At 35.1% G+C, this 21,756-nt stretch carries 15 protein-coding genes; 10 read left to right on the top strand and 5 right to left on the bottom strand.

Going from position 1 to position 21,756, the window contains the following annotated elements; all coding sequences use genetic code 11:
* The first annotated feature begins 84 nt into the window (after positions 1-84).
* Together ACNQGD_RS03630 and ACNQGD_RS03625 are read left to right on the top strand one after the other, a co-directional pair.
* Positions 85-2,121, top strand: coding sequence for a tetratricopeptide repeat-containing sensor histidine kinase (locus ACNQGD_RS03630; protein ID WP_417998339.1), 2,037 nt, complete (start codon positions 85-87; stop codon positions 2,119-2,121).
* Positions 2,122-2,123: 2 nt separating this feature from the next.
* Positions 2,124-2,819 carry a response regulator gene (locus tag ACNQGD_RS03625; protein WP_417998338.1) on the top strand — a complete coding sequence of 232 codons (696 nt, stop codon included), beginning with the start codon at positions 2,124-2,126 and terminating at the stop codon, positions 2,817-2,819.
* A gap of 59 nt (positions 2,820-2,878) precedes the next feature.
* On the opposite strand, the gene thiL is transcribed toward ACNQGD_RS03625, so the two are convergent.
* Positions 2,879-3,925, bottom strand: coding sequence for a thiamine-phosphate kinase (thiL, locus tag ACNQGD_RS03620; RefSeq protein ID WP_417998631.1), 1,047 nt, complete (start codon positions 3,923-3,925; stop codon positions 2,879-2,881).
* Positions 3,926-4,030: 105 nt separating this feature from the next.
* On the opposite strand from thiL, the gene ACNQGD_RS03615 reads away from it, so the two are divergent.
* On the top strand, positions 4,031-4,963 hold the full coding sequence (locus tag ACNQGD_RS03615) for a 1-phosphofructokinase family hexose kinase (RefSeq protein ID WP_417998337.1): 933 nt from the start codon (positions 4,031-4,033) through the stop codon (positions 4,961-4,963).
* A gap of 99 nt (positions 4,964-5,062) precedes the next feature.
* On the opposite strand, the gene lepA is transcribed toward ACNQGD_RS03615, so the two are convergent.
* Entirely contained in the window at positions 5,063-6,859 is a 1,797-nt protein-coding gene (gene lepA / locus ACNQGD_RS03610) for a translation elongation factor 4 (RefSeq protein WP_416842391.1), read from the bottom strand.
* 190 nt (positions 6,860-7,049) lie between these two features.
* Here lepA and ACNQGD_RS03605 point away from each other — a divergent pair, with 190 nt between their 5' ends.
* The 3 genes from ACNQGD_RS03605 to dusB are packed head-to-tail and all read left to right on the top strand — an operon-like array spanning position 7,050 to position 10,111.
* Positions 7,050-8,330: a putative DNA modification/repair radical SAM protein gene (locus ACNQGD_RS03605; protein ID WP_417998336.1), complete on the top strand. Its 1,281-nt coding sequence runs from the start codon at positions 7,050-7,052 to the stop codon at positions 8,328-8,330.
* Positions 8,308-9,075: a TIGR03915 family putative DNA repair protein gene (locus tag ACNQGD_RS03600; protein WP_417998335.1), complete on the top strand. Its 768-nt coding sequence runs from the start codon at positions 8,308-8,310 to the stop codon at positions 9,073-9,075. The genes ACNQGD_RS03605 and ACNQGD_RS03600 overlap by 23 nt, the downstream gene beginning before the upstream one ends.
* Before the next feature lie 43 nt (positions 9,076-9,118).
* Positions 9,119-10,111 (top strand): tRNA dihydrouridine synthase DusB, encoded by a 993-nt coding sequence (gene dusB, locus ACNQGD_RS03595; RefSeq protein WP_416842394.1) that lies wholly within the window; start codon positions 9,119-9,121, stop codon positions 10,109-10,111.
* 121 nt (positions 10,112-10,232) lie between these two features.
* On the opposite strand, the gene ACNQGD_RS03590 is transcribed toward dusB, so the two are convergent.
* Positions 10,233-11,432 (bottom strand): ABC transporter permease, encoded by a 1,200-nt coding sequence (locus ACNQGD_RS03590; protein WP_417998334.1) that lies wholly within the window; start codon positions 11,430-11,432, stop codon positions 10,233-10,235.
* 3 nt (positions 11,433-11,435) lie between these two features.
* The gene (rbfA, locus tag ACNQGD_RS03585) at positions 11,436-11,828 is read right to left on the bottom strand and encodes a 30S ribosome-binding factor RbfA (protein ID WP_367756553.1); all 393 of its coding nucleotides are present in this window, start codon (positions 11,826-11,828) and stop codon (positions 11,436-11,438) included.
* 262 nt (positions 11,829-12,090) lie between these two features.
* Between rbfA and ACNQGD_RS03580 the strand changes: the two genes are divergently transcribed.
* From ACNQGD_RS03580 to ACNQGD_RS03565, 4 genes are all read left to right on the top strand, one after another.
* Positions 12,091-15,255, top strand: coding sequence for a UvrD-helicase domain-containing protein (locus ACNQGD_RS03580; protein WP_417998333.1), 3,165 nt, complete (start codon positions 12,091-12,093; stop codon positions 15,253-15,255).
* Between the two features lie 45 nt (positions 15,256-15,300).
* Entirely contained in the window at positions 15,301-16,494 is a 1,194-nt protein-coding gene (gene kbl, locus ACNQGD_RS03575) for a glycine C-acetyltransferase (protein ID WP_417998332.1), read from the top strand.
* A 133-nt stretch (positions 16,495-16,627) separates the two neighbouring features.
* Positions 16,628-18,061 carry an OmpA family protein gene (locus ACNQGD_RS03570; RefSeq protein ID WP_417996434.1) on the top strand — a complete coding sequence of 478 codons (1,434 nt, stop codon included), beginning with the start codon at positions 16,628-16,630 and terminating at the stop codon, positions 18,059-18,061.
* A gap of 65 nt (positions 18,062-18,126) precedes the next feature.
* Positions 18,127-20,892, top strand: a complete 2,766-nt coding sequence (locus ACNQGD_RS03565) for a PD-(D/E)XK nuclease family protein (protein ID WP_417998331.1) — start codon at positions 18,127-18,129, stop codon at positions 20,890-20,892.
* On the opposite strand, the gene ACNQGD_RS03560 is transcribed toward ACNQGD_RS03565, so the two are convergent.
* Complete coding sequence (locus ACNQGD_RS03560; protein WP_417998330.1) at positions 20,889-21,671, bottom strand: alpha/beta fold hydrolase; 783 nt, start codon at positions 21,669-21,671, stop codon at positions 20,889-20,891. The two genes, ACNQGD_RS03565 and ACNQGD_RS03560, sit on opposite strands and share 4 nt — an antisense overlap.
* Between the last annotated feature and the right edge of the window lie 85 nt (positions 21,672-21,756).

The following is a 21,756-nucleotide window of genomic DNA, read 5'->3' as shown; positions in this document are numbered from 1 at the left end:
ATAGTAGGCTGTCAAATATTTGACAGCCTTTTTTTATGGCAATAGTTTTATTTTACTATTTTTGATGAAATTCAAAAGAGATCATTGAAAAAAACATACTACATATTTCTACTACTGCTGTTGGTTTTTTTTGGTTGTGTCAAGAAAGACAAAGCAATAGCTACTATTGGTTCTCCTGAAGATAGTATCACTTCTTATCTATCCTTGGCAAAAGACAACAGCCTACCACTCCAAAAAAAACAAGAATACAACCAAAAAGCGTTTGCTATTATCATTAATCAGCCCAATGATTCTATGAATAAAGTAAACTTGTTTAGGGTAGCCAATCGGTATTATAACATGAGTGATTGGAAAGGATATAAGGAAACAGTGCATCTTGTTTTGGGAAACTCAGAAAGAAGTAAGGATAGTGTAAACATGGCCAAAGCTTACACTTATTTAGGGGATTATTACGCTGCCCAAGCGGTTTCGGATAGCGCCTTTATGTACTATTCGAAGGCCGAGAAAATGTATGATCATGATAATTACAATTTGGCAAGAACACGATTGAATAAAGGAATGTTGCAATATGGTGAAGGTGATTTTTCAGGTAGCGAAATAACCGTGTTCAGTGCCCTTCGGGCCGTAAAAGAAGAAAAAGCAAATGATATCCTATACGATTCCTATAATCTTTTAGGGGTTGTTTACAATGAGCGAGAGGAGTATGAGCGAGCTTTAGAATTTCATAATAAGGCTTTAGCTAATATAGATGAAACAGTGATCCCATCCGTATTCCAGTCGAAAGCCACTTCATTGAACAATCTTGGGTTTGTTTATCAAAACATGGAGAAACATAGACAGGCAATATCTTATTTTCGTCAAGGATTAGAGCAGAAAAACTTATTAGTCGATAAGCCTTCGTTATATGGTATGATTTTGGATAATTTAGCGTATTCCAAATTCAAACTTAAAGAACTTGAGGGGTTGCCCGAGCTTTTTTATCAATCACTGAAGCTGAGGGATAGTTTACAATTGACAGCTGGAATTATTACAAATAAAATCCATTTATCGGAATATTTTGCGTCTAAAAAGGACACTGTAAAAGCGATACAGTATTCCAGAGAAGCATTTGCAACGGCTCAAAGTTCCAAAAACTTAAAGAATGTCTTGGCTTCTCTTAAGCAATTAGCCGTAATAGAACCCGAAAAAGCATCAGTTTATTCTAAAGAATATATTCATATCAACGACAGTCTGCAAAAGGCAGAACGGAGTATGGGGGAGAAATTCTCACGAATCGAGTATGAAACTGATAAAATAAAAGATGAGAACACTAATCTTGAGGTTCAAAACAGGAATTTAGTTTATATATTCAGTGGATTAGCAATTTTGGGGTTGTTTATTTTTGTAATTAAAACGCAAAAAGCAAAAAATAGAGAATTACTGTTCAAACAACAGCAGCAAAAAGCAAATGAGGAAATCTATAATTTAATGATTTCGCAACAGAATACCATCGAGGGGATTAGAATTAAAGAGAAAAAAAGAGTGGCTCAGGAATTACACGATGGCGTTTTGGGGAGAATGTTTGGTGTTCGAATGAACTTAGATAGTTTAAATAAAATTCACGACGGAACTGCTGTTGAAAAAAGAAACAATTACTTAAAAGAGTTGAAAAGTATTGAGCAGGATATTCGTGAAATTTCCCATGATTTAAATAGAGAAAAATCAGAATTAATTAATAACTTCGTTGCTATTTTAGATAATTTACTTGAAGAACAGAAAAAGACATTCAAGCCTAAATTATTTACAAGTATTGACAGAACCATAAAATGGGAGTTGCTTAGCAATTCGATTAAAATAAATTTATACAGAATCATTCAAGAGTCACTTCAAAACATTAATAAGTATGCTGAAGCGGATACTATTAAAGTAGAGCTTAAAAAAATTGAGGAAGATTTATTTTTAACCATAAGTGATGATGGTAATGGATTTGATGTAAATAAATCAAAAAAGGGCATTGGTTTGCAAAGTATTCAATCTCGCACCATAGAATGTAATGGAACGGTTGACATAAAATCAAAAAAAGGAAATGGAACAATTATTACGATTGCAGTTCCATTTGAAAACAAACAAATACTCACATAGAAATGACAATTGCCTCAGATGTAAAGACAACAATTAAGAATAATATATTAATCGTTGATGATCACCCTTTTATTATTGAGGGTTACAAAAATGCGATTACAAGGTATAATCCTCAAGAATTTGAATTTTTAATTAGTCAGGCAAAAGATTGTGAATCGGCATATAATATCATTACAAATCCCGATACTATAGCTTTTGATATTGCTTTTTTAGATATTAGTATGCCTTCTTATGAAGAAAAAGGTATTTATAACGGTGAGGATTTGGCAAGATTGATTTCTGAATACATGCCCGGTTGCAAAATTATTTTGCTTACCATGTATACAGAATTATTAAAAATAAAAACTATTATCAAAACTATAAATCCTAATGGATTGGTTATAAAAAATGATTTAACATTTGATGAGTTACTTTTTGCGTTTGATAAAGTTATAAAAAATGAAATATATTATAGTCAGTCGGTTTTAAAAATGTTAGCCCAATCCGAGGAAGATAGTATAGAAATCGATCAATTTGACAAAGAAATTTTATTCCATATTTCTAAAGGAACTAAGCTAAGTGACATTCCTCAATATATTCCAATTACATTAGGAGCCATTGAGAGACGAAAAATAAAATTAAAAGAACTATTAAAAATAGAAGAAGGTAGTGATATCGACTTAGTCAAAGAGGCAAAAAATAAAGGCTTACTTTTTTAAATTTCTTAAACAAAAAACGACACCTATTAAATGTCGTTTTTTGTTAGTTTAATATATATTTATTCGCTCAAAGCATCCCAACCACGTGCTTTTAAAGCAATTTTCGTATTGGCCCGAGTTACTAAATGGATTCCTTCACTTTCTTGTGTCATGTGACCGATAATCGTAAAATTTGGGTTCCCTTTTATTTTTTCAAAATCTTCCATGGCTATGGTGAAAAGCAGTTCGTAATCTTCTCCTCCGTTTATCGCAACGGTTGTACTGTCAATGTTGAATTCTTCGCAAACATTAATAAATTGCGGATCGATTGGTAATTTGTCTTCATATAAATTACAACCCACTTTAGACTGCTTGCACAAATGCATAATTTCCGATGACAATCCATCAGAAATATCAATCATGGAAGTTGGCTTTATTTCCAAGGCATGCAATAAGGTACGAACATCTTTACGTGCTTCCGGCTTTAATTGACGTTCTATCAAATAGGTATACGCATCTAAATCCGGTTGTGAATTTGGATTAACCTGAAAAACTTGCTTTTCTCTTTCTAAAACCTGTAATCCCATATAAGCCGCTCCAATATCTCCTGTAACCACTAATAAATCAGTTTCTTTGGCACCGTTTCTATACACGATTTCATTTTCATCAGCTTCACCAATGGCGGTAATACTAATAATCAGTCCTTTTTGAGATGAGGTAGTGTCTCCACCTATAACATCTACATTATATTCACGTGCTGCATGCGTAATTCCTGCAAATAATTCATCTAATGCTTCCAAAGGAAAACGATTGGATACCGCTACTGAAACCGTTATTTGTGTTGGCTTTGCATTCATTGCGCAAATGTCAGAAACATTGACTACAACAGCTTTATAACCTAAATGTTTTAAGGGCATGTAAGCCAAATCAAAATGTACACCTTCTATCAATAAATCGGTAGAAATGACTATTTTTTTAGCTGCAAAATCCAAAACAGCAGCGTCATCCCCAATTCCTTTAAAAGTCGAAGGTTGATTAATTTCAAAGTTTTTCGTCAAATGGTCTATCAATCCAAATTCTCCTAATTGGGCAATACTTGTGCGTTGTGGGTTTTTATCTTCAATCATTTTTTCTTTGTTTTGAGTTTGCAAATATACAAAGAAATATTCGCCGTGAATTACATCTATTTTCATGAATTTTATCCGACCTTTAGATTAGTTAAATCTCATAAAATGAAGACATTTGATATCGTTACCCTTACCGTTAATCCTGCTTTAGATAAAAGCACTCATTTTAAAGGATTAGTCCCAGAACAAAAAATACGATGTGCTGAACCTCAATATGATGCTGGAGGAGGAGGAATCAATGTTTCTAAGGCAATCTCCCGTCTAGGAGGGACGTCTTTAGCAGTCTTTACTTCTGGTGGACCAATGGGTAAAATGCTGGAGGGATTGGTGGCTAAGGAATCCGTTGAATTTAAAGCTATCGAAGTTCAAATTTGGACCAGAGAAAGTTTCGTCGCCGTGGATGACAACACCAATTCACAATACCGATTTGGATTTACAGGGGGTCAAATTTCAGAAGAAGAAACCAACAGAATTCTAGAGACCATAGCTGGTTTTAAATCAAAATTTCTAGTAGCCAGCGGTAGTTTGAATGAAGGTTTATCAACAGATTTTTATCGAAAAATAGCAGAAATCGCAAAAAAAACAAATGCTAAATTAATTGTGGACACCTCTGGTGAATCATTACAAAAAGCATTAGAAATTGGCGTTTATATGATCAAACCAAATGTTGGAGAACTGGCAAAATTGATCGGTGTGGAGCGATTGGAATTGGAAGAAGTAAACGAAGCTGCAAAACAAATCATAGCCAAAGGTAGCGCCGAAATTGTAGTCGTTTCCCTTGGTCCGCAAGGCGCAGTATTGGTTACAAAAGATTCTTACGAATTTGTTCCTGCTCCCAATGTTGCTAAAAAAAGCACTGTAGGTGCCGGTGACAGTATGGTTGGCGGAATGGTTTGGGCGCTTTCGCAAAATAAAAACCTGAAAGAAGTAATTCGTTGGGGAGTCGCTTGCGGTTCAGCAGCAACGATGAATGAAGGAACACAATTGTTTAAATTCGAAGATGCCAAACGATTGTTTGAATGGTTAAAGGATAAATAAAAACAAAAAACCTGACAGTTTTTACATCGTCAGGTTTCATTTATAATTTAAAATTGCTTCGCCAGTTTGCTTTACTCGGGTCAGAATTTAGAATAATTTTTAATCATTCAACTTCAACACCGCCATAAACGCTTCCTGTGGGATTTCAACATTTCCAACCAGTCTCATTCGTTTTTTACCTTTTTTCTGTTTTTCCAATAATTTACGTTTACGAGAAATATCCCCACCATAACATTTGGCGGTAACGTCTTTACGCAACGCTTTTATCGTTTCACGAGAAATTACTTTTACCCCAATTGCCGCTTGAACAGGAATGTCAAATTGCTGGCGTGGGATTAATTCTTTTAGTTTTTCACACATTTTTTTACCAATGTGATACGCATTGTCGGCATGCATCAAGGATGATAAAGCATCCACAATTGTAGCGTTCAATAAAATATCCACTTTAACCAAATTAGAAGTTCGCATCCCAATTGGAGTATAATCAAACGAGGCATATCCTTTAGAAACAGTTTTCAAACGGTCGTAAAAGTCAAATACAATCTCTGCTAATGGCATGTCAAAAGTCAGCTCTACACGTTCCGTAGTCAAATACGTCTGATTGGTAATCAACCCACGTTTTTCGATACACAAACTCATTACATTCCCCACATAATCGGATTTAGTAATAATAGTTGCTTTAATAAAAGGTTCTTCAACATGGTCTAAACGAGAAGGCTCCGGTAAATCCGAAGGGTTGTTTACGATAAGTGGCGTTGTAGGATCTTTTTTGGTGTAAGCCAAATACGAAACGTTGGGAACGGTAGTAATTACAGTCATGTTAAACTCTCTTTCCAAGCGCTCTTGGATAATCTCCATGTGCAACATTCCTAAGAATCCGCAACGGAAACCAAATCCCAAAGCGGCAGAACTTTCCGGTAAAAACACCAACGACGCATCATTCAACTGTAGTTTTTCCATAGAGTTTCTCAACTCCTCATAATCTTCAGTATCTACAGGATAAATTCCAGCAAAAACCATTGGTTTCACATCTTCAAAACCCTTAATTATATTTGTTGTTGGTGTTTTCGCATCCGTCAGCGTATCGCCTACTTTTACTTCTTTCGCTTCTTTAATTCCAGAAATCAAGTACCCAACATCACCGGCTGAAATGACTTGTTTCGGAACTTGATTTAGTTTCAATGTGCCAATTTCATCCGCGAAATATTCATTCCCGGTAGCCATGAATTTAATCTTCTGACCTTTTTTAATCTGTCCGTTTTTTACACGGAAAATAACTTCGATTCCTCGAAACGGATTGTAATGCGAATCAAAAATTAATGCTTGTAACGGCTCTTCAACACTTCCTGATGGAGGCGGAATTTTTTCTATTATCGCTGCCAATATATTTTCTACACCAAAACCAGTTTTACCTGAAGCATGAATAATATCCTCCAATTTACAGCCAAGTAAATCAATAATATCGTCACTTACTTCCTCAGGATTCGCGCTGGGTAAATCCACTTTATTCAAAACCGGAATAATTTCCAAGTCGTTTTCCAAAGCCAAATATAAATTCGAAATGGTTTGCGCCTGAATACTTTGCGCTGCATCTACAATCAAAAGTGCGCCTTCACATGCCGCAATCGAACGAGAAACCTCATACGAAAAATCCACGTGTCCCGGAGTATCAATCAAATTCAGGATGTATTCTTGTCCTTTATACGTGTATTCCATCTGAATCGCGTGACTCTTAATCGTAATGCCACGTTCGCGCTCTAGGTCCATGTTGTCTAGCAATTGCGCTTTTTCTTCACGAGCAGTTACTGTTTGGGTAGCACCAAGTAAACGGTCAGCAAGCGTACTTTTCCCGTGATCAATATGTGCAATAATGCAAAAATTCCTAATGTGTTTCATTTTTGTTGTTCATTCAATTTATTGGCCAAAATACCAAGCATTTAAGAAGGCAAATATACTGCAAAGTTTTTAACATTTTAGTTAATATTTAATGCGTTCAATTAAGTATTAAACAAATCTTAAATGTTTATTGCTTTGTAAAAGAATATTCTTTTTATAGCTAAATTTGTATTCCCTAAAATGTAAAAAATTGAATTACGAACGAGTAAAAGAAAAACTGGAAATTCTAGCGGATGCAGCAAAGTATGATGTTTCCTGTTCCTCAAGTGGTGGCAACCGAAAAAACACCAACAAAGGATTAGGAGATTCTTCTGCTTCAGGTATCTGTCATACCTATACTGAGGATGGGCGCTGTGTCTCTTTGCTGAAAATTTTACTCACCAATTTTTGCATTTATGATTGTGCTTATTGCGTAACCAGAAAAAGTAACGACATACAACGCGCAGCATTTACTGTTGACGAGGTTGTAGATCTAACCATTAATTTTTACCGTAGAAATTACATAGAAGGCTTGTTCTTGAGTTCGGGTATTTTTAAAAATGCCGATTATACCATGGAGCGCCTGGTTCTGGTTGCCAAAAAACTCCGATTAGAACATAATTTCAATGGATACATTCATTTAAAAAGTATTCCGGACGCCAGTGATGAACTCATGCGCGAAGCAGGTTTGTATGCAGACAGGTTAAGCATGAATCTAGAGATTCCTACAGAATCTGGTTTAAAATTATTGGCTCCAGACAAAAATCATCAGCAAATGATAAAACCGATGGGTTTTGTGAAAAATGAAATTTTAGTTTACAAAGAGGAAAAGAAAAAATTTAAATCGACTCCGAAATTTGCCCCAGCAGGTCAGAGTACACAGCTTATTATCGGCGCCACCCAAGAAACGGATTTTCAGATCATAAAAGTTGCTGATCATTTTTATAATGATTTCAACCTAAAAAGAGTGTATTATTCGGGCTATGTTCCTATTTCTAATGATACCCGTTTACCACCATTGGGCTCTCAGGTTCCACTAATAAGAGAAAACCGATTGTATCAAGCGGACTGGTTGATGCGTTTTTATGGTTTTAAAGCTGATGAAATTTTAGAAAAAAACAATCCTTTCTTAGATTTAGAAGTAGATCCAAAATTAGGTTGGGCTCTTCGAAATATTGATAAGTTTCCGGTAAACCTTCAATTTGGGTCCCTTGAGATGATCCTAAGAGTTCCAGGAATCGGAGTCAAATCAGCTTATAAAATTATCAATGCTAGGCGTTTTCAAAGTCTTACTTTAGAACACATAAAAAAAATGGGAGTTGCAAGTAATAGAGCAAAATATTTTATAACAGTTGCTAATGTCAATAAAAGTCTTCAATTTTTGGATTCGATAAATTTGAAGAATATTATATTGAACGAAACAAAAAGTAAGTTCGAAAACCCTTTTAGCAATCAATTAACGCTACTGAATGACGATTCTTTTCTACGATAATACTTTAGAAGGTTTTTTTACTGCTGTTTTTGAAATATTCGAATTCAAATACGCGGACGTAAGTATTATGCCTTCCAATACGAACCAAAATTCCTTTTTCGCCACGATCATTCCAGTTTACACCAATATCGAAAAATCTGATAGAGTTTTAGCACGACTGGAAAAACAAGTAGGAAAAAACGGAATTAGAGAACTGTTGTATGCTTTTTTGTCGGAAACCGAAAATGTAGAGAATGTTTTATACCGAGTTATAAAATATGCTGTTGAAAATCCGACCCTTAATGTTTTAAAAGATTTTTCCAATCCGAATGTTTTACAAGTGTCTAAGCTGGTTAAAAGTGTAGGCAGAGAAAAACATAGAATGGAAGCCTTTGTGCGATTTGAATTGTTGAAAGATAGCGTTTATTTTGCAGCAATTTATCCCGATTTTAATGTACTTACACTTATTATTAGGCATTTTAAAAATCGGTACCAAGACCAAAAATGGATGATTTATGATTTTAAAAGAGGCTATGGTGTATATTATGATTTGAAAACTACAGAGATAGTTACTTTGGATAACGACAAGCAAATTTTACTGCAAAAAGGAGATTCTCTTTTTGATGAAAAAGAAATAAACTATCAAAAGTTGTGGGTAGAATATTTTGACCATACCAACATAAAAGAAAGAAAAAACACAAAATTGCATGTACAACACGTACCCAAACGGTACTGGAAATATTTGACTGAAAAAAAAATATTTTAATCAATAGCCTATAAACCTTATTTTTGCACCAAAATACATGAAGATGATCAAGATTGGCAACATAATATTACCCGAATTCCCTTTACTTCTTGCACCTATGGAAGATGTGAGCGATCCGCCTTTCCGCCGATTGTGTAAAGCTCATGGTGCCGATATGATGTATTCGGAATTTATTTCTTCAGAAGGATTAATCCGCGACGCCATTAAAAGTCGAATGAAATTAGATATTTTTGATTATGAACGTCCTGTTGGGATCCAGATTTTTGGTGGAGATGAAGAAGCCATGGCCATGTCGTCTAAGATTGTATCTACCGTAAACCCGGATTTAATAGATATTAATTTTGGTTGTCCCGTCAAAAAAGTAGTTTGTAAAGGAGCCGGAGCCGGGGTTCTTAAAGATGTAGATTTGATGATTCGTTTGACTCAGGCTGTTATCAATAGTACCCATTTGCCAGTAACTGTAAAAACCCGTTTGGGTTGGGACGATAATTCGATAAATATTGATGAAGTTGCGGAGCGTCTGCAAGACATTGGTGTTGCCGCTTTAAGCATCCACGCCAGAACTCGTGCGCAAATGTACAAAGGCCATTCCGACTGGTCGCACATTGCCCGAGTGAAAAACAATCCAAGAATTACCATGCCCATTTTTGGTAATGGCGACATTGATTCCCCCGAAAAAGCATTACAGTACAAAAACGAATACGGGATTGATGGCATCATGATTGGTCGTGCTGCGATTGGTTATCCTTGGATTTTTGACGAAATTAAACATTACTTTAAAACGGGAGAACATTTGCCAAAGCCTACCGTTATTGATAGAGTCGAAGCAGTGCGAAATCACCTCACTTGGGCCATGGAATGGAAAGGAGAACGATTGGGAATTGTTGAGACAAGACCACATTATACCAATTATTTCAAAGGAATTCACTCTTTTAAACCCTTCAAACAACAATTGGTAACTCTAGATCGTCCGGAAGAATTGTTCGCCGCTTTGAATGAAATTGAAGAAGCGTATGCGGGTTATGAGGTTGTTTAATTAGATATTTCACACATAAATTTCACTAATTAGCACAAATTATTTCGTGTAAAGTAGTGCAATTTGCGTTTTGTTTTTTTTAAATCTGAAATCAAAAGTCGTTAATCTTCAATCTGAAATCTTACTCTAATAACTTTTTACTCACGCGACTACTTGCAATCAGCGAAGCAATAAAGCCAAGAGTGACAATTGTTCCCATAACTATCAATACGTTCTCAAGAGAGAAAACAACGGGATACGCCAGTGTAGGTGTAATCATAACCAGTTGAAAATATTGTTGCAGTAACACAATTACAATCCCTAAAACCAACCCGATAATTCCGCCAAAAACACTCAATAAAGTACCTTGAAGCAGAAATATTTTTCGCAAATCTTTGATTTCGGTTCCTAGATTAAAAAGGGTTTTCAAGTTTCCTTTTTTGTCCAAAATCATCATAATCAATGCGCCAATCAAATTGAAAAGCGCCACAACAATCACCAAAGTAAAGATTAAATACACGGCAATATTCTCGGTATTCAACATTTTATACAAGGATTCGTTGAGTTGAGCCCTGTTTTTTAAGGTGATTTTATTATTGAAAATAGTTTGGAGTTCGTCTGAAATGGCACTTTCATCCGCGCCAGCTTTCACTTTGATTTCAATCCCAGAAACCTGATTGGTTTTGTATTCCAATAATTCTTGTGCTAAACCTAAATCGGCAAAAACATATTTAGAATCTAAATCTTCGCTGATGGCATAAATTCCAACAGGAATTAGATCGGATTTATTAAAAGCTTGTTCCGGATTTTCAATTGCACCTTTTCCCGGTTTTGGAACTAAAACTTCCAATTGACGATTGAAATCGAGCAATCCCATCGAGAATTTCTGGGCAATTCCGTAACCAACCACTACTTGATATGTATTCGGTTTGAGCCATTGCCCGTTGAAAAGTTTCTTTTCAATAGCATTTACTTTGCTAAAATTAGCATCAACACCTTTTAAGTATGTAACTTCCTGTTTTCCGTCAAAAGTGAATAAAACCCGCTCCTCTATTATTTTAGTATAAGAAACCAAACCTTCGATTTTCTTGATTTGGATCTCCTGATTTGGAGAAACAATAAATGATTTCCCTAAAGTACTGCTTATTTTTAAATCGGGATCAATGTCATTGGTAAAGGAAAGGCTAAAAACTTTCAGCCCGCTAAAAACAGATAAAACCACAAACAAAGCCATTGCGCCAACAATAATTCCCATGCTGGCAATCCGATTGATGATGTTGATCGCATTGTTTTTACTGTTGCTGCGAATATAGCGTTTGGCGATGTAAAGGGGGAAATTCAAGTTTTATTGAAATCTACGTTTGTCCAGAAGGTCTCTGTTTTCTATAGGATTATCCCTATTCGCTAAGGCATTGTCAATTTTTTCGATATAGTCCAAAGAGTCGTCAATAAAGAAAACCAAATTAGGTACTTTTCTCAATTGCAAACGAACGCGTTGGGATAAATCATGCTTTATGTTTTTAGCATTGGACTTCACCGCCTCTAAAATTTCTTTGGCTTTATCCTGAGGAAAAACGCTTAAATGCACTGTCGCTACTGATAAATCTGTAGTTACCGTAACCTTGGATACCGAAATAATTAAATTAGCTACTCCGTTTTTTCTCACTTCACCTTGCAGAATGTCAACCAAATCTTTTTGGATAACCCCACCTATTTTTTTCTGTCTATTTGTTTCCATGCTGCAAAAATACTACTTTTAAGTTTTATCCCGAAGTTTCGGGACAAATTTTAAAAGTTACCTAAAAATTGTTGTGTTTTTAGAAGCTATTTCCTGCTGTTCACTATATCTTTTTATAAGGTGATGAAAAATCACCTTATAAAAAGGATGCCGTTTCCATCAGGGCTATGGGATTTGGGAAATTAGAACGCTAATTCTAAATCAGAAATCAGAAATCAGAAATCAGAAATCTAAAATCGTTAATCAGAAATCTAAAATCGTAATGCAAAGACCTTCCTTCTCCATATACGACGCATCAGCAGGTTCCGGAAAAACCTACGCGCTTGTCAAAGAATACCTGAAAATCATTCTTGTTGCCAAAAAAAATGACGCCTATCGAAACATTCTCGCCATTACGTTTACCAACAAAGCGGTACACGAAATGAAAAGCCGAATCGTAGGCAGTTTATCCGAGTTTGCCAAAGACGAACCAAGTTCAAAAGCACAGGATTTAATGCAGGATTTGGCTATAGATACGGAACTTTCTATCATTGAAATAAAAACCAAATCACAGCAAATCATCAAGCACATTATTCATAATTATGCTGCTTTTGATATTTCGACCATTGATAAATTCACGCATAAAGTCATTCGTGCCTTTGCGCACGATTTGAATTTACCCATGACTTTTGAAGTCACATTGGATACCGAAAATCTTTTGATTGAAGCCGTCGATGCTATTATCGCGCAAGCCGGAGAAGATGAAACATTAACCAAGCTGTTAATTGATTTCACAATGGAAAAAACCGATGATGACAAATCTTGGGATATTTCTCGTGAAATTCTTGAAACCGGTCGGTTGGTTTTAAACGAAAATAATAGAAATGAAGTTACGCATTTTAAGGATAAATCCATTGCTGAATTTGTTGAAATCAAATCCAAATTAACCGAAGCGTGTAAAGCTTTAGAAAAAGAAAGTATCGTTTTTGCGGAAGAAGCCTTGTCACTGATCGATAAAAACGGAATTGACACGAAATCATTTTCGGCGGGACATTTTCCAAAACATTTGTTGAGTATTCAAGAAGGAAAGTTTAATCCAAAAAATAAAACCTATCACGAATTTGATGACATAAAAATCAATAAAACGGCAAAAGACCGTGCAATTATTGAAAACATAATTCCTGATTTATTACAATTCCTGGACAAAGTGTATAAAACGTTCGAAAAGATAAATTTCTACAAAGCCTTCTTGAAAAATATTACACCTTTATCGTTATTAAATACGGTCAGCAATGAATTGGCTAAAATTCAAGAAGAACAAAATGTGCTCTCTATTTCCGAATTTAATGCGATTATTCATCGGGAGATCCAAAACCAGCCCGCTCCTTTTATATACGAACGATTGGGCGAGCGTTACCGTCATTTTTTTATTGATGAATTTCAGGATACGTCTGAAATGCAATGGCAGAATTTAATTCCGCTGATTGATAATGCGCTTTCAGGTCAGGATGATTTTGGTGTAAAAGGGACTTTGATGATTGTGGGCGATCCAAAACAATCCATTTACAGATGGCGTGGCGGAAAAGCGGAACAGTTTATTGAATTGAGTAAAGACCAAAATCCGTTCAATAATCCCGATAAAAAACTCGAACATTTAGATAAAAATTACCGCAGTTATTCGCAAATAATTGAATTCAACAATGATTTTTTTAAATTGTTATCCAATGAATTCGAGCATTTGGATTATAAAGATTTGTATGGAAATCACAGCCATCAAAAAACGAATGATAAAACCGGTGGCTATGTGAATATTTCTTTTATTCCAAAAGTTGAAAGTTTGGAAGATTCCGACAATTCAGGTGAAGAAGCTTTGGATAAAACCGATTTGTATGTTTTGGCGACTTTAAATACGATTCAAAAATCACTGCAAAAAGGATTTGAATACAAAGACATCGTTATTCTTACCCGAAAAAGAAGTCAAGGAATTGCGATTGCCAATTATTTGACGAAGCAAGGTATTCCACTTTTGTCTTCGGAAACGTTGATGATTCAAAACGCCACCGAAGTCCGATTGATTATTCATTTATTAAAATACTTGAAAAACTGTGCTGATTTGGAATCCAAAGCAAATTTCCTTCAATATTTAGCACAAAACAGTCAGGATAAATTACCAATTCATGATTTTATTGCCCAAGGAATGGCGTTGTTTCAAGAAATTGATTTCGAAAATTGGTTAATGGGTTTTGATGTTTCACTTACATTTCAAAACATTAGAAAAAAATCATTGTATGAAGCCGTTGAGGTTATTATTTCGAAATTCCTAAACCCAAAGATTAGCAATGCCTATGTTCAATATTTCCTAGACATTGTTTTAGAGCGAGACATTCGCAATCAAGCTGGAATTTCTGATTTTCTGAGTTTTTGGGACAAAAATGCGGAGAAATTTAGCATTCCGTCTCCTGAAGGGACTAATGCGGTTCGAATTATGACGATCCACAAATCAAAGGGATTGGAGTTTCCGGTGGTTATTTTTCCTTTTGCTGAGGAAGATTACACTAGGAAACCCAAAGACAAGTTGTGGCTCAATGCAGCGGAACAAGATTTTGGCCTGCCAAAAGTTTTAATTGACAACAGCAGCGCGGTAGAAGGGTTTGGTGAAGAAGCTGCTGAGGTTTACAATCAAAAAAAGCAGGAAGAATTATTGGATAATATTAATGTTTTGTACGTGGCTTTGACTAGAGCGGAGGAACAATTATATGTGATTTCGAATATGAATTTGTCCAGTAAAGGAGAAATTCCAAAGAATAATATGTGTAGTTTTTTTATTAATTATTTGGATAGCAAAGTTGGTTTTGATGAAAATAAATTTGAGTATGAATTTGGAAATGTAACGAAATTATCTTCAGCAAAACAACACGTTGATACTTCAAAAACGATTCCTTTGGTTTCGGAAATTTTAAATCCAAAAAACATAAAAATTGCGCAGCGTGAAGCTTTAATGTGGGGAACGCATCAGCAGGAAGCTATAGAATACGGAAATGTAATTCACGAAATTTTATCTTTTGTGAAAACTAAAAAAGATATTGATTTGGCAATTACAAAGGCTATTGAAAACGGATTGATAACTTTTGGTCAAAAAGAAACAGTTTTTAATACGATTCAAGAAATTGTCAATCATAGTGAACTAGAGATTTGTTTTGCTGAAGGAAATGAAGTTTTGAACGAGCAAACTATTATTCAAAAACAAGGTAAAACCATTAAACCGGACCGAATGGTTTTAACAAAAAACAAAGAAGTATTGTTGCTGGATTATAAAACAGGAACGCATAATGCGAAATACCAACAGCAATTGGAGAATTATCAAACGGCAATTGAGTTAATGGGGTATAAAGTGATAAAAAAAGCACTTATATATATAGGAAAAGAAATCGATGTAGTAAATTTGTAGCTTGAGATATTTATAAATATAAAACGAATTAATAAACACAAACTAATGTACGGAAAAATAAAAGAGCATCTTCAAGCAGAATTACAAACTATTGAAGATAATGGGATTTTCAAAAAAGAAAGAATCATCACTTCGCCTCAAGGAGCAGAAATCACTATTTCTACGGGAGAAACTGTTTTGAATTTTTGTGCCAATAATTATCTTGGATTGTCCTCGCATCCAGAAGTTATTAAGGCTGCAAAAGACGCTTTGGATACCCATGGTTTCGGAATGTCATCAGTTCGTTTTATTTGTGGAACTCAGGATATTCATAAAACATTGGAAAAAAAGATAGCAGAATTCTATGGTACCGAAGATACTATTCTTTATGCCGCAGCTTTTGATGCAAACGGCGGTGTTTTCGAGCCTTTGTTAGGAGAAAATGATGCGATAATTTCAGATAGTTTGAATCATGCCTCCATTATAGATGGAGTTCGTTTGTGTAAAGCGGCTCGTTATCGGTATGAAAACAGCAATATGGAAGATTTGGAGCAGCAATTGATCAAAGCGACAGCGGCTGGAACTCGTTTCAAATTAATTGTTACGGACGGTGTTTTTTCTATGGACGGTGTTGTAGCTCCGTTGGATAAAATCTGTGATTTAGCGGATAAATATGATGCGATGGTTATGGTTGATGAATGTCATGCAGCTGGATTCATTGGTGCAACCGGAAAAGGAACTCTCGAAGCTAAAGGGGTGATGGGTCGAGTTGATATTATTACAGGAACATTAGGAAAAGCACTTGGTGGTGCTATGGGAGGGTACACAACCGCCAAAAAAGAAATCATTGAAATATTACGTCAACGTTCCAGACCATATTTGTTTTCTAATTCTTTGGCGCCTGCTATTGTTGGGGCTTCTATTAAAGTTTTTGAATTATTAGAAAAGGATACTTCATTGCGTGATAGATTGGAATCGAATACTAATTATTTCAAAGACGGGATGAAAAAAGCAGGTTTTGATATCATTGATGGCGACTCTGCTATAGTTCCAGTGATGTTGTACGATGCAAAATTATCACAAAAAATGGCAGATGAGCTTTTGAAAAAAGGGATTTATGTTATAGGCTTCTTTTTCCCAGTAGTTCCTAAAGATAAAGCAAGAATTAGAGTACAGTTATCTGCAGCTCACACACAAGCCCACTTAGATAAGGCAATCAGTGCTTTTGTTGAAGTTGGCAGAATGTTAAATGTTGTATAATTTTGATTTGAAGTTGTATAATTTCCACTTTTGGTAGTTTTTATAGGTTTTTTTTAACATTTAGTTTTGTAGTTAAAAATTTACGCATTACTTTTGTTAATAATTAACTAAATTGTAATTAAAAAAATTAAGTATGAAACATCTTAACAAACTTTTTGTTGCTGTAATGATGGTGATGGGATTAAGCTCTCATGCACAAGACAGTAACAATCCATGGGCAATCTCTTTTGGAGTTAATGCCGTTGACACTAAAGCTAGTGCTGGTGGAGGACATAATTGGCTCGATCAACATTTTTCTCAACCATTTGCAGTTAAAGACAACTGGAATATTCTTCCTTCTGTATCTTATTTAAGTGTATCTAGATACGTAGGAGATAATTTCTCTTTTGGACTTTCTGGTTCTGTGAATAAAATTGATAAATATGTGAAATTTGCTCCAACTGCAGTTGGTCATGATTCACGTGGCTATGTAGTGTCTAATCCTGGAGATTTAATGTATTATGGTGTTGATGCAACTATTAAATATAGTTTCATGAATTTGATTAGTTCTAAAGTTATTGATCCGTCTCTATCTGTTGGTGGAGGTTATACTTTCTTTGGTGATAGTAGCTACGGAACTTTAAACCCAGGTGCTGGTTTAACTTTTTGGTTTACTGAAAATGTTGGAGTTGAACTTGCTACAAGATATAAAAAATCTTTTGGAGATAGAGAAGATGCAGCTGGTGTTCCAGATGCTCCATCACATTTCCAACATTCAGCTGGTCTTATCTTCAAATTCGGAGGTAAAGATACAGATGGTGATGGAATATATGACAAAGATGATGCTTGTCCAGAAGTTGCTGGTTTAAAAGAATTCAACGGATGTCCTGATACGGATGGAGATGGAATTCAAGACAGTGCTGATGCTTGTCCAGAAGTTGCTGGTTTAGCTGCATTGAACGGATGTCCTGATACTGATGGAGATGGAATTGCTGATAAAGATGATGCTTGTCCAGAAGTTGCTGGTTTAGCCGCATTGAAAGGTTGTCCAGATGCTGATGGAGACGGAGTAGCTGATAAAGATGACAAATGTCCAACTGTTGCAGGTCCTAAAGAAAACGCAGGTTGTCCTTGGCCAGATACTGATGGAGATGGTGTTTTAGACAAAGATGATAAATGTCCAGACGTAAGAGGTACTGTTGCTAATCAAGGTTGTCCAGAAGTTTCAGAAGAAGTTATGAAAACTTTAAATAACTATGGTAAAGTAATCTTGTTTGATTCTGGTAAAGCTACTTTCCAACAAGGAACTTACACTGTATTGCAATCAATCACTTCAATCTTGAAAGAATATCCTTATTCAAAATTCATGATCGAAGGACATTGTGATAGTGATGGTAGTAACGAACTTAACCAAACGTTATCTGAGAACAGAGCTGCTGCCGTTAAAAATTATTTAATTGAAAACGGAATTGCTGCTGATAGACTTAGATCTACAGGTTTTGGTGAAACTAAACCAATTGCAACTAATAAAACTGCAAAAGGAAAAGCAATGAACAGAAGAGTTGAAATATCTTTGATTAAAGAATAATTTCTTTCTAAAATATTTATGGAAAACGCCTCGATTTATCGGGGCGTTTTTTTTATTTTTATAGAATGACAAATACTTCTTTTCTTGATAAAATTGCTGCCGTTTTAATTGAAAACTATTCAGACAACCTTTCCAACACAATTGTAGTTTTACCAAACAAACGGGCAAAAATATTTTTGATTGAAGAGCTGAAAAATCAGGTAACCACAAATATACTTTCTCCTGAAATTATTAGTATTGAAGATTTTATTCAAAATATTGCGGGTATTCGTACCATAGACCCCATTGAACTATTATTTGAATTTTACGAAGTCTACTTGTCGATTACTGATAAAGTAAACCAACAATCCTTTGAACTCTTTGCCAATTGGGCTAAAACATTGTTACAAGATTTTAATGAAATTGACCGCTATTTATTAGAACCCTCCCACGTTCTTTCGTACCTGAAAGATATTGAAGATATCAAAAAATGGGGAATTGAAGTCGAAAATAAGACCGTATTATTAGAAAAATATATCGATTTTTGGAAATTACTACCCAATTATTATCAGTCACTATATACCCATTTATTGAATAAAGGAATCGGTTATCAAGGCTTGATTTATCGCGAGGCAGTAAATAATCTAAATCATTTTTCGAATTCTGTACAAAATAAACAATTCCTGTTTGCCGGTTTTAATGCATTGAATGCAGCCGAAGAAAAAATAATCCAGCATCTTATCGCTTCTGATCAAGCCAAAATATATTGGGACGTAGACCAAACGTTTCTCAATGATCCGTATCACGATGCAGGACTCTTTGTACGCCGTTTCAAAGAAAGTTGGAAACATTATAAATTACATCCGTTTGAATGGATTGTAAATGATTTTTCACAGACTAAAAACATTCAGGTTATTGGTACACCAAAAACAATTGGTCAGGCCAAAATAGCCGGAAGTATTGTTGAAAATGTCATCAATGAAAATCCGAATGGCAAGCTTGATAAAGTGGCGATTGTGCTTGGTGAGGAAAATCTTTTGGTGCCGCTTTTATATTCGTTACCGTCAAGCGTTGGAGCTTTGAATATAACGATGGGGTATTCGAGCAAGAACAATCCAGCACAGATTTTGATTGCCAAATTATTCAAAATGCATACGAATGCGTTATCCAGAAATGCCAAAAGCTATGTGCTGTATTACAAAGATGTATTAGATGTTTTGACGCATCCTTTGGTAGAACCGTATGCGAAAACCAGCGCTCTTGTCCATACGATCAATCAAAATAATTATACTTTTATTACGCATCATAAATTGATGGAATTGAATGTAATTCCGAGCGAATTGTTTCTTTTATTATTCCAAAAATGGGAAAAGGGTTCAATTCCGGTATTAGAAACGATTTCTACATTATTACTGACAATAAAAGAAAATTTAAGCAACGATAACGAGGAAGAGAAAATCACCAAGTCTTTTGTCTTTGCTATTTTTAAAGTCATCAATAAACTAATTAATTATTATTCGAAGCACCTACATATTGATAAAATAGAAACGCTTTATGCCATTTACAAACAAGTAATTGATTTGGCCGAAGTTTCTTTTGAAGGCGAACCTTTGAATGGTTTGCAGATTATGGGAGTGTTAGAGAGCCGGGTTTTGGATTTTGACACCGTTATTGTTACTTCAATGAATGAAGGTAAGTTTCCGGCTGGTAAATCGCAGAATTCGTTTATTCCGTATGATGTGAAACGCGAATTAGGGTTGCCGACATTCAAAGAAAAAGATGCTATTTATACCTATCATTTCTATCATTTATTGCAACGTGCCAAAAATGTTTACTTGCTTTATAATACCGAAAGTGAAGGTTTGGATGCAGGTGAAAAAAGCCGATTCATAACCCAATTGGAAGTCGAAAAGCAGGTTAATCATACGTTGACACACGAAATTTATAATGCTGTTTTACCTGAAACGGCATATCAACCGATGGTAATTCCAAAATCTGAAAGTGTGATGATTCGTTTGAAAGAAATTGCAGAAAAAGGGTTTTCTCCGTCCGCATTGACGAGTTATATCCGAAATCCAATTCAGTTTTATTTCCAGAAGATTTTGCGCATCAGCGAAGTCGAAGAAGTCGAAGAAAATATTGCCTTGAATACGTTGGGAACCATTATCCACGAAACTTTGAAGGTTTTATACGAGCCTTTCATTGGTAAATTTATTTCGGAAAGTGCTATTTTAAATTGTTTCAAACAAATTGATGCAGAGGTTCTCCAGCAATTCAAATTGGTTTACAAAGAAGGCGAAATCAAAAAAGGAAGAAATTTATTGGCGTTTGAAGTCGCCAAACGTAATGTTTCTAATTTCTTAAAAGTCGAACTGGAAAGTATTAAGAACGGCGATGCGATAAAAATAATTGCTTTAGAACAAACTTTCGAGCGACCATTACATCATCCTAATTTGCCTTTTCCTGTATTGATAAAAGGAAATGTAGACCGAATAGAAGAGCGCAACGGAATCATTCGAATTATCGATTATAAAACCGGAAAAGTAGAAAAAGCAAGCGTCACTCTGAAATCGTGGAAAGGACTAACTGAAGATATTAAAAGCGATAAAATCATTCAGGTGCTGGCGTATGCATATATGTATGAACACGAAGCAAAAGGAAAGCCAATTGAAGCGGGAATTATTTCTTTTAAAAATTTAAAAGCAGGTTTTCTTCCGTTTAATTTTAAAGAAGATAAAGAAATAAATTCGATTATAAATGAAGAAATTTTGAGTAATTATTTAGAGCAAATGGTTCTTTTATTGAGCGAAATTTTAGATGAAAGCATTTCTTTCGAAGAGAAAATAATTTAAATACTTTTGAAAAAATCCAACAATACAATCAATAATTGATCTTGATTCTCAATATGAGTCATGTGTCCGTCGGGAAAAGTGACTAGTTTTACCGCAGTGTTTTCTATCTGTTCTTTAGTCTCTTCATAATTCAGGACAGGATCTTTTTCGCCAAGAATCAATAATTTTGGATAGGGTGTAAGGTGCAACAACACTTCCCGATCGTGTCTTATTTTCATTCCTTCCAGTGACGCAACTATTCCTTGTAGCGATGTTTTTAAAGCTTCTTTTTTTACGCTTTCAATTTCTGATGAAAGTCGTTCTCTGTTGGATTCGCTGAATAAGTTAGCAATAGAAAGTGAAACAAAATTTATAAAAGATTGTTTTACCGCTTTGATGGCTCGATCCCGATTTGTTTTTCGTTCGGCGCTGTCGGCTCTTGCGGTGGAGTTTAATAAAACCAATCCTTTTATGGTGTCAGGATATAATTCGGCGAAAGCCAAAGCCACATAACCGCCCATAGAATGCCCGACAAAAATGGCTTTTCGGATGCGCAATTCCGATAAAACTGCGTGAACAGCATCGGCATTATCTTCCATCGTTTGCACGTAACTCAGACATTCCGTTTCGCCATGTCCCAATAAATCAATCGTGATAACGCGATTTTTTTTAGCAAACTCCGAAATATAAAAATCCCACATGCCTTTGTTTTCCAAAAAACCATGAAGTAAGACAATAGCGGTTCCTTTTCCGGTATCGGAATAGGAGATGTTGGTGTTTTTAAAGAGAATTTGTTTCAAAATGGAAATTTAGTCTACAAAAGTAGCATTTTATTTTTTTAACCATTTAAGAAATATAAGGTGATGTAAGCATTATTTCTATTTG

The sequence above is a fragment of the Flavobacterium glucosi genome (assembly GCF_048286535.1).
GTDB lineage: Bacteria > Bacteroidota > Bacteroidia > Flavobacteriales > Flavobacteriaceae > Flavobacterium.
The sequence above is the reverse complement of the archived record's forward strand: the minus strand, read 5'-3'. Positions and strand labels throughout refer to the sequence as shown.

Coding starts and splice junctions, on each gene's coding strand:
- ACNQGD_RS03600 (WP_417998335.1), top strand. CDS start 8,308: ATGACGATTCTTTTCTACGATAATACTTTAGAAGGTTTTTTTACTGCT.
- lepA (WP_416842391.1), bottom strand. CDS start 6,859: ATGAAACACATTAGGAATTTTTGCATTATTGCACATATTGATCACGGG.
- ACNQGD_RS03565 (WP_417998331.1), top strand. CDS start 18,127: ATGACAAATACTTCTTTTCTTGATAAAATTGCTGCCGTTTTAATTGAA.
- dusB (WP_416842394.1), top strand. CDS start 9,119: ATGATCAAGATTGGCAACATAATATTACCCGAATTCCCTTTACTTCTT.
- ACNQGD_RS03625 (WP_417998338.1), top strand. CDS start 2,124: ATGACAATTGCCTCAGATGTAAAGACAACAATTAAGAATAATATATTA.
- ACNQGD_RS03615 (WP_417998337.1), top strand. CDS start 4,031: ATGAAGACATTTGATATCGTTACCCTTACCGTTAATCCTGCTTTAGAT.
- rbfA (WP_367756553.1), bottom strand. CDS start 11,828: ATGGAAACAAATAGACAGAAAAAAATAGGTGGGGTTATCCAAAAAGAT.
- kbl (WP_417998332.1), top strand. CDS start 15,301: ATGTACGGAAAAATAAAAGAGCATCTTCAAGCAGAATTACAAACTATT.
- ACNQGD_RS03570 (WP_417996434.1), top strand. CDS start 16,628: ATGAAACATCTTAACAAACTTTTTGTTGCTGTAATGATGGTGATGGGA.
- ACNQGD_RS03580 (WP_417998333.1), top strand. CDS start 12,091: ATGCAAAGACCTTCCTTCTCCATATACGACGCATCAGCAGGTTCCGGA.
- thiL (WP_417998631.1), bottom strand. CDS start 3,925: ATGATTGAAGATAAAAACCCACAACGCACAAGTATTGCCCAATTAGGA.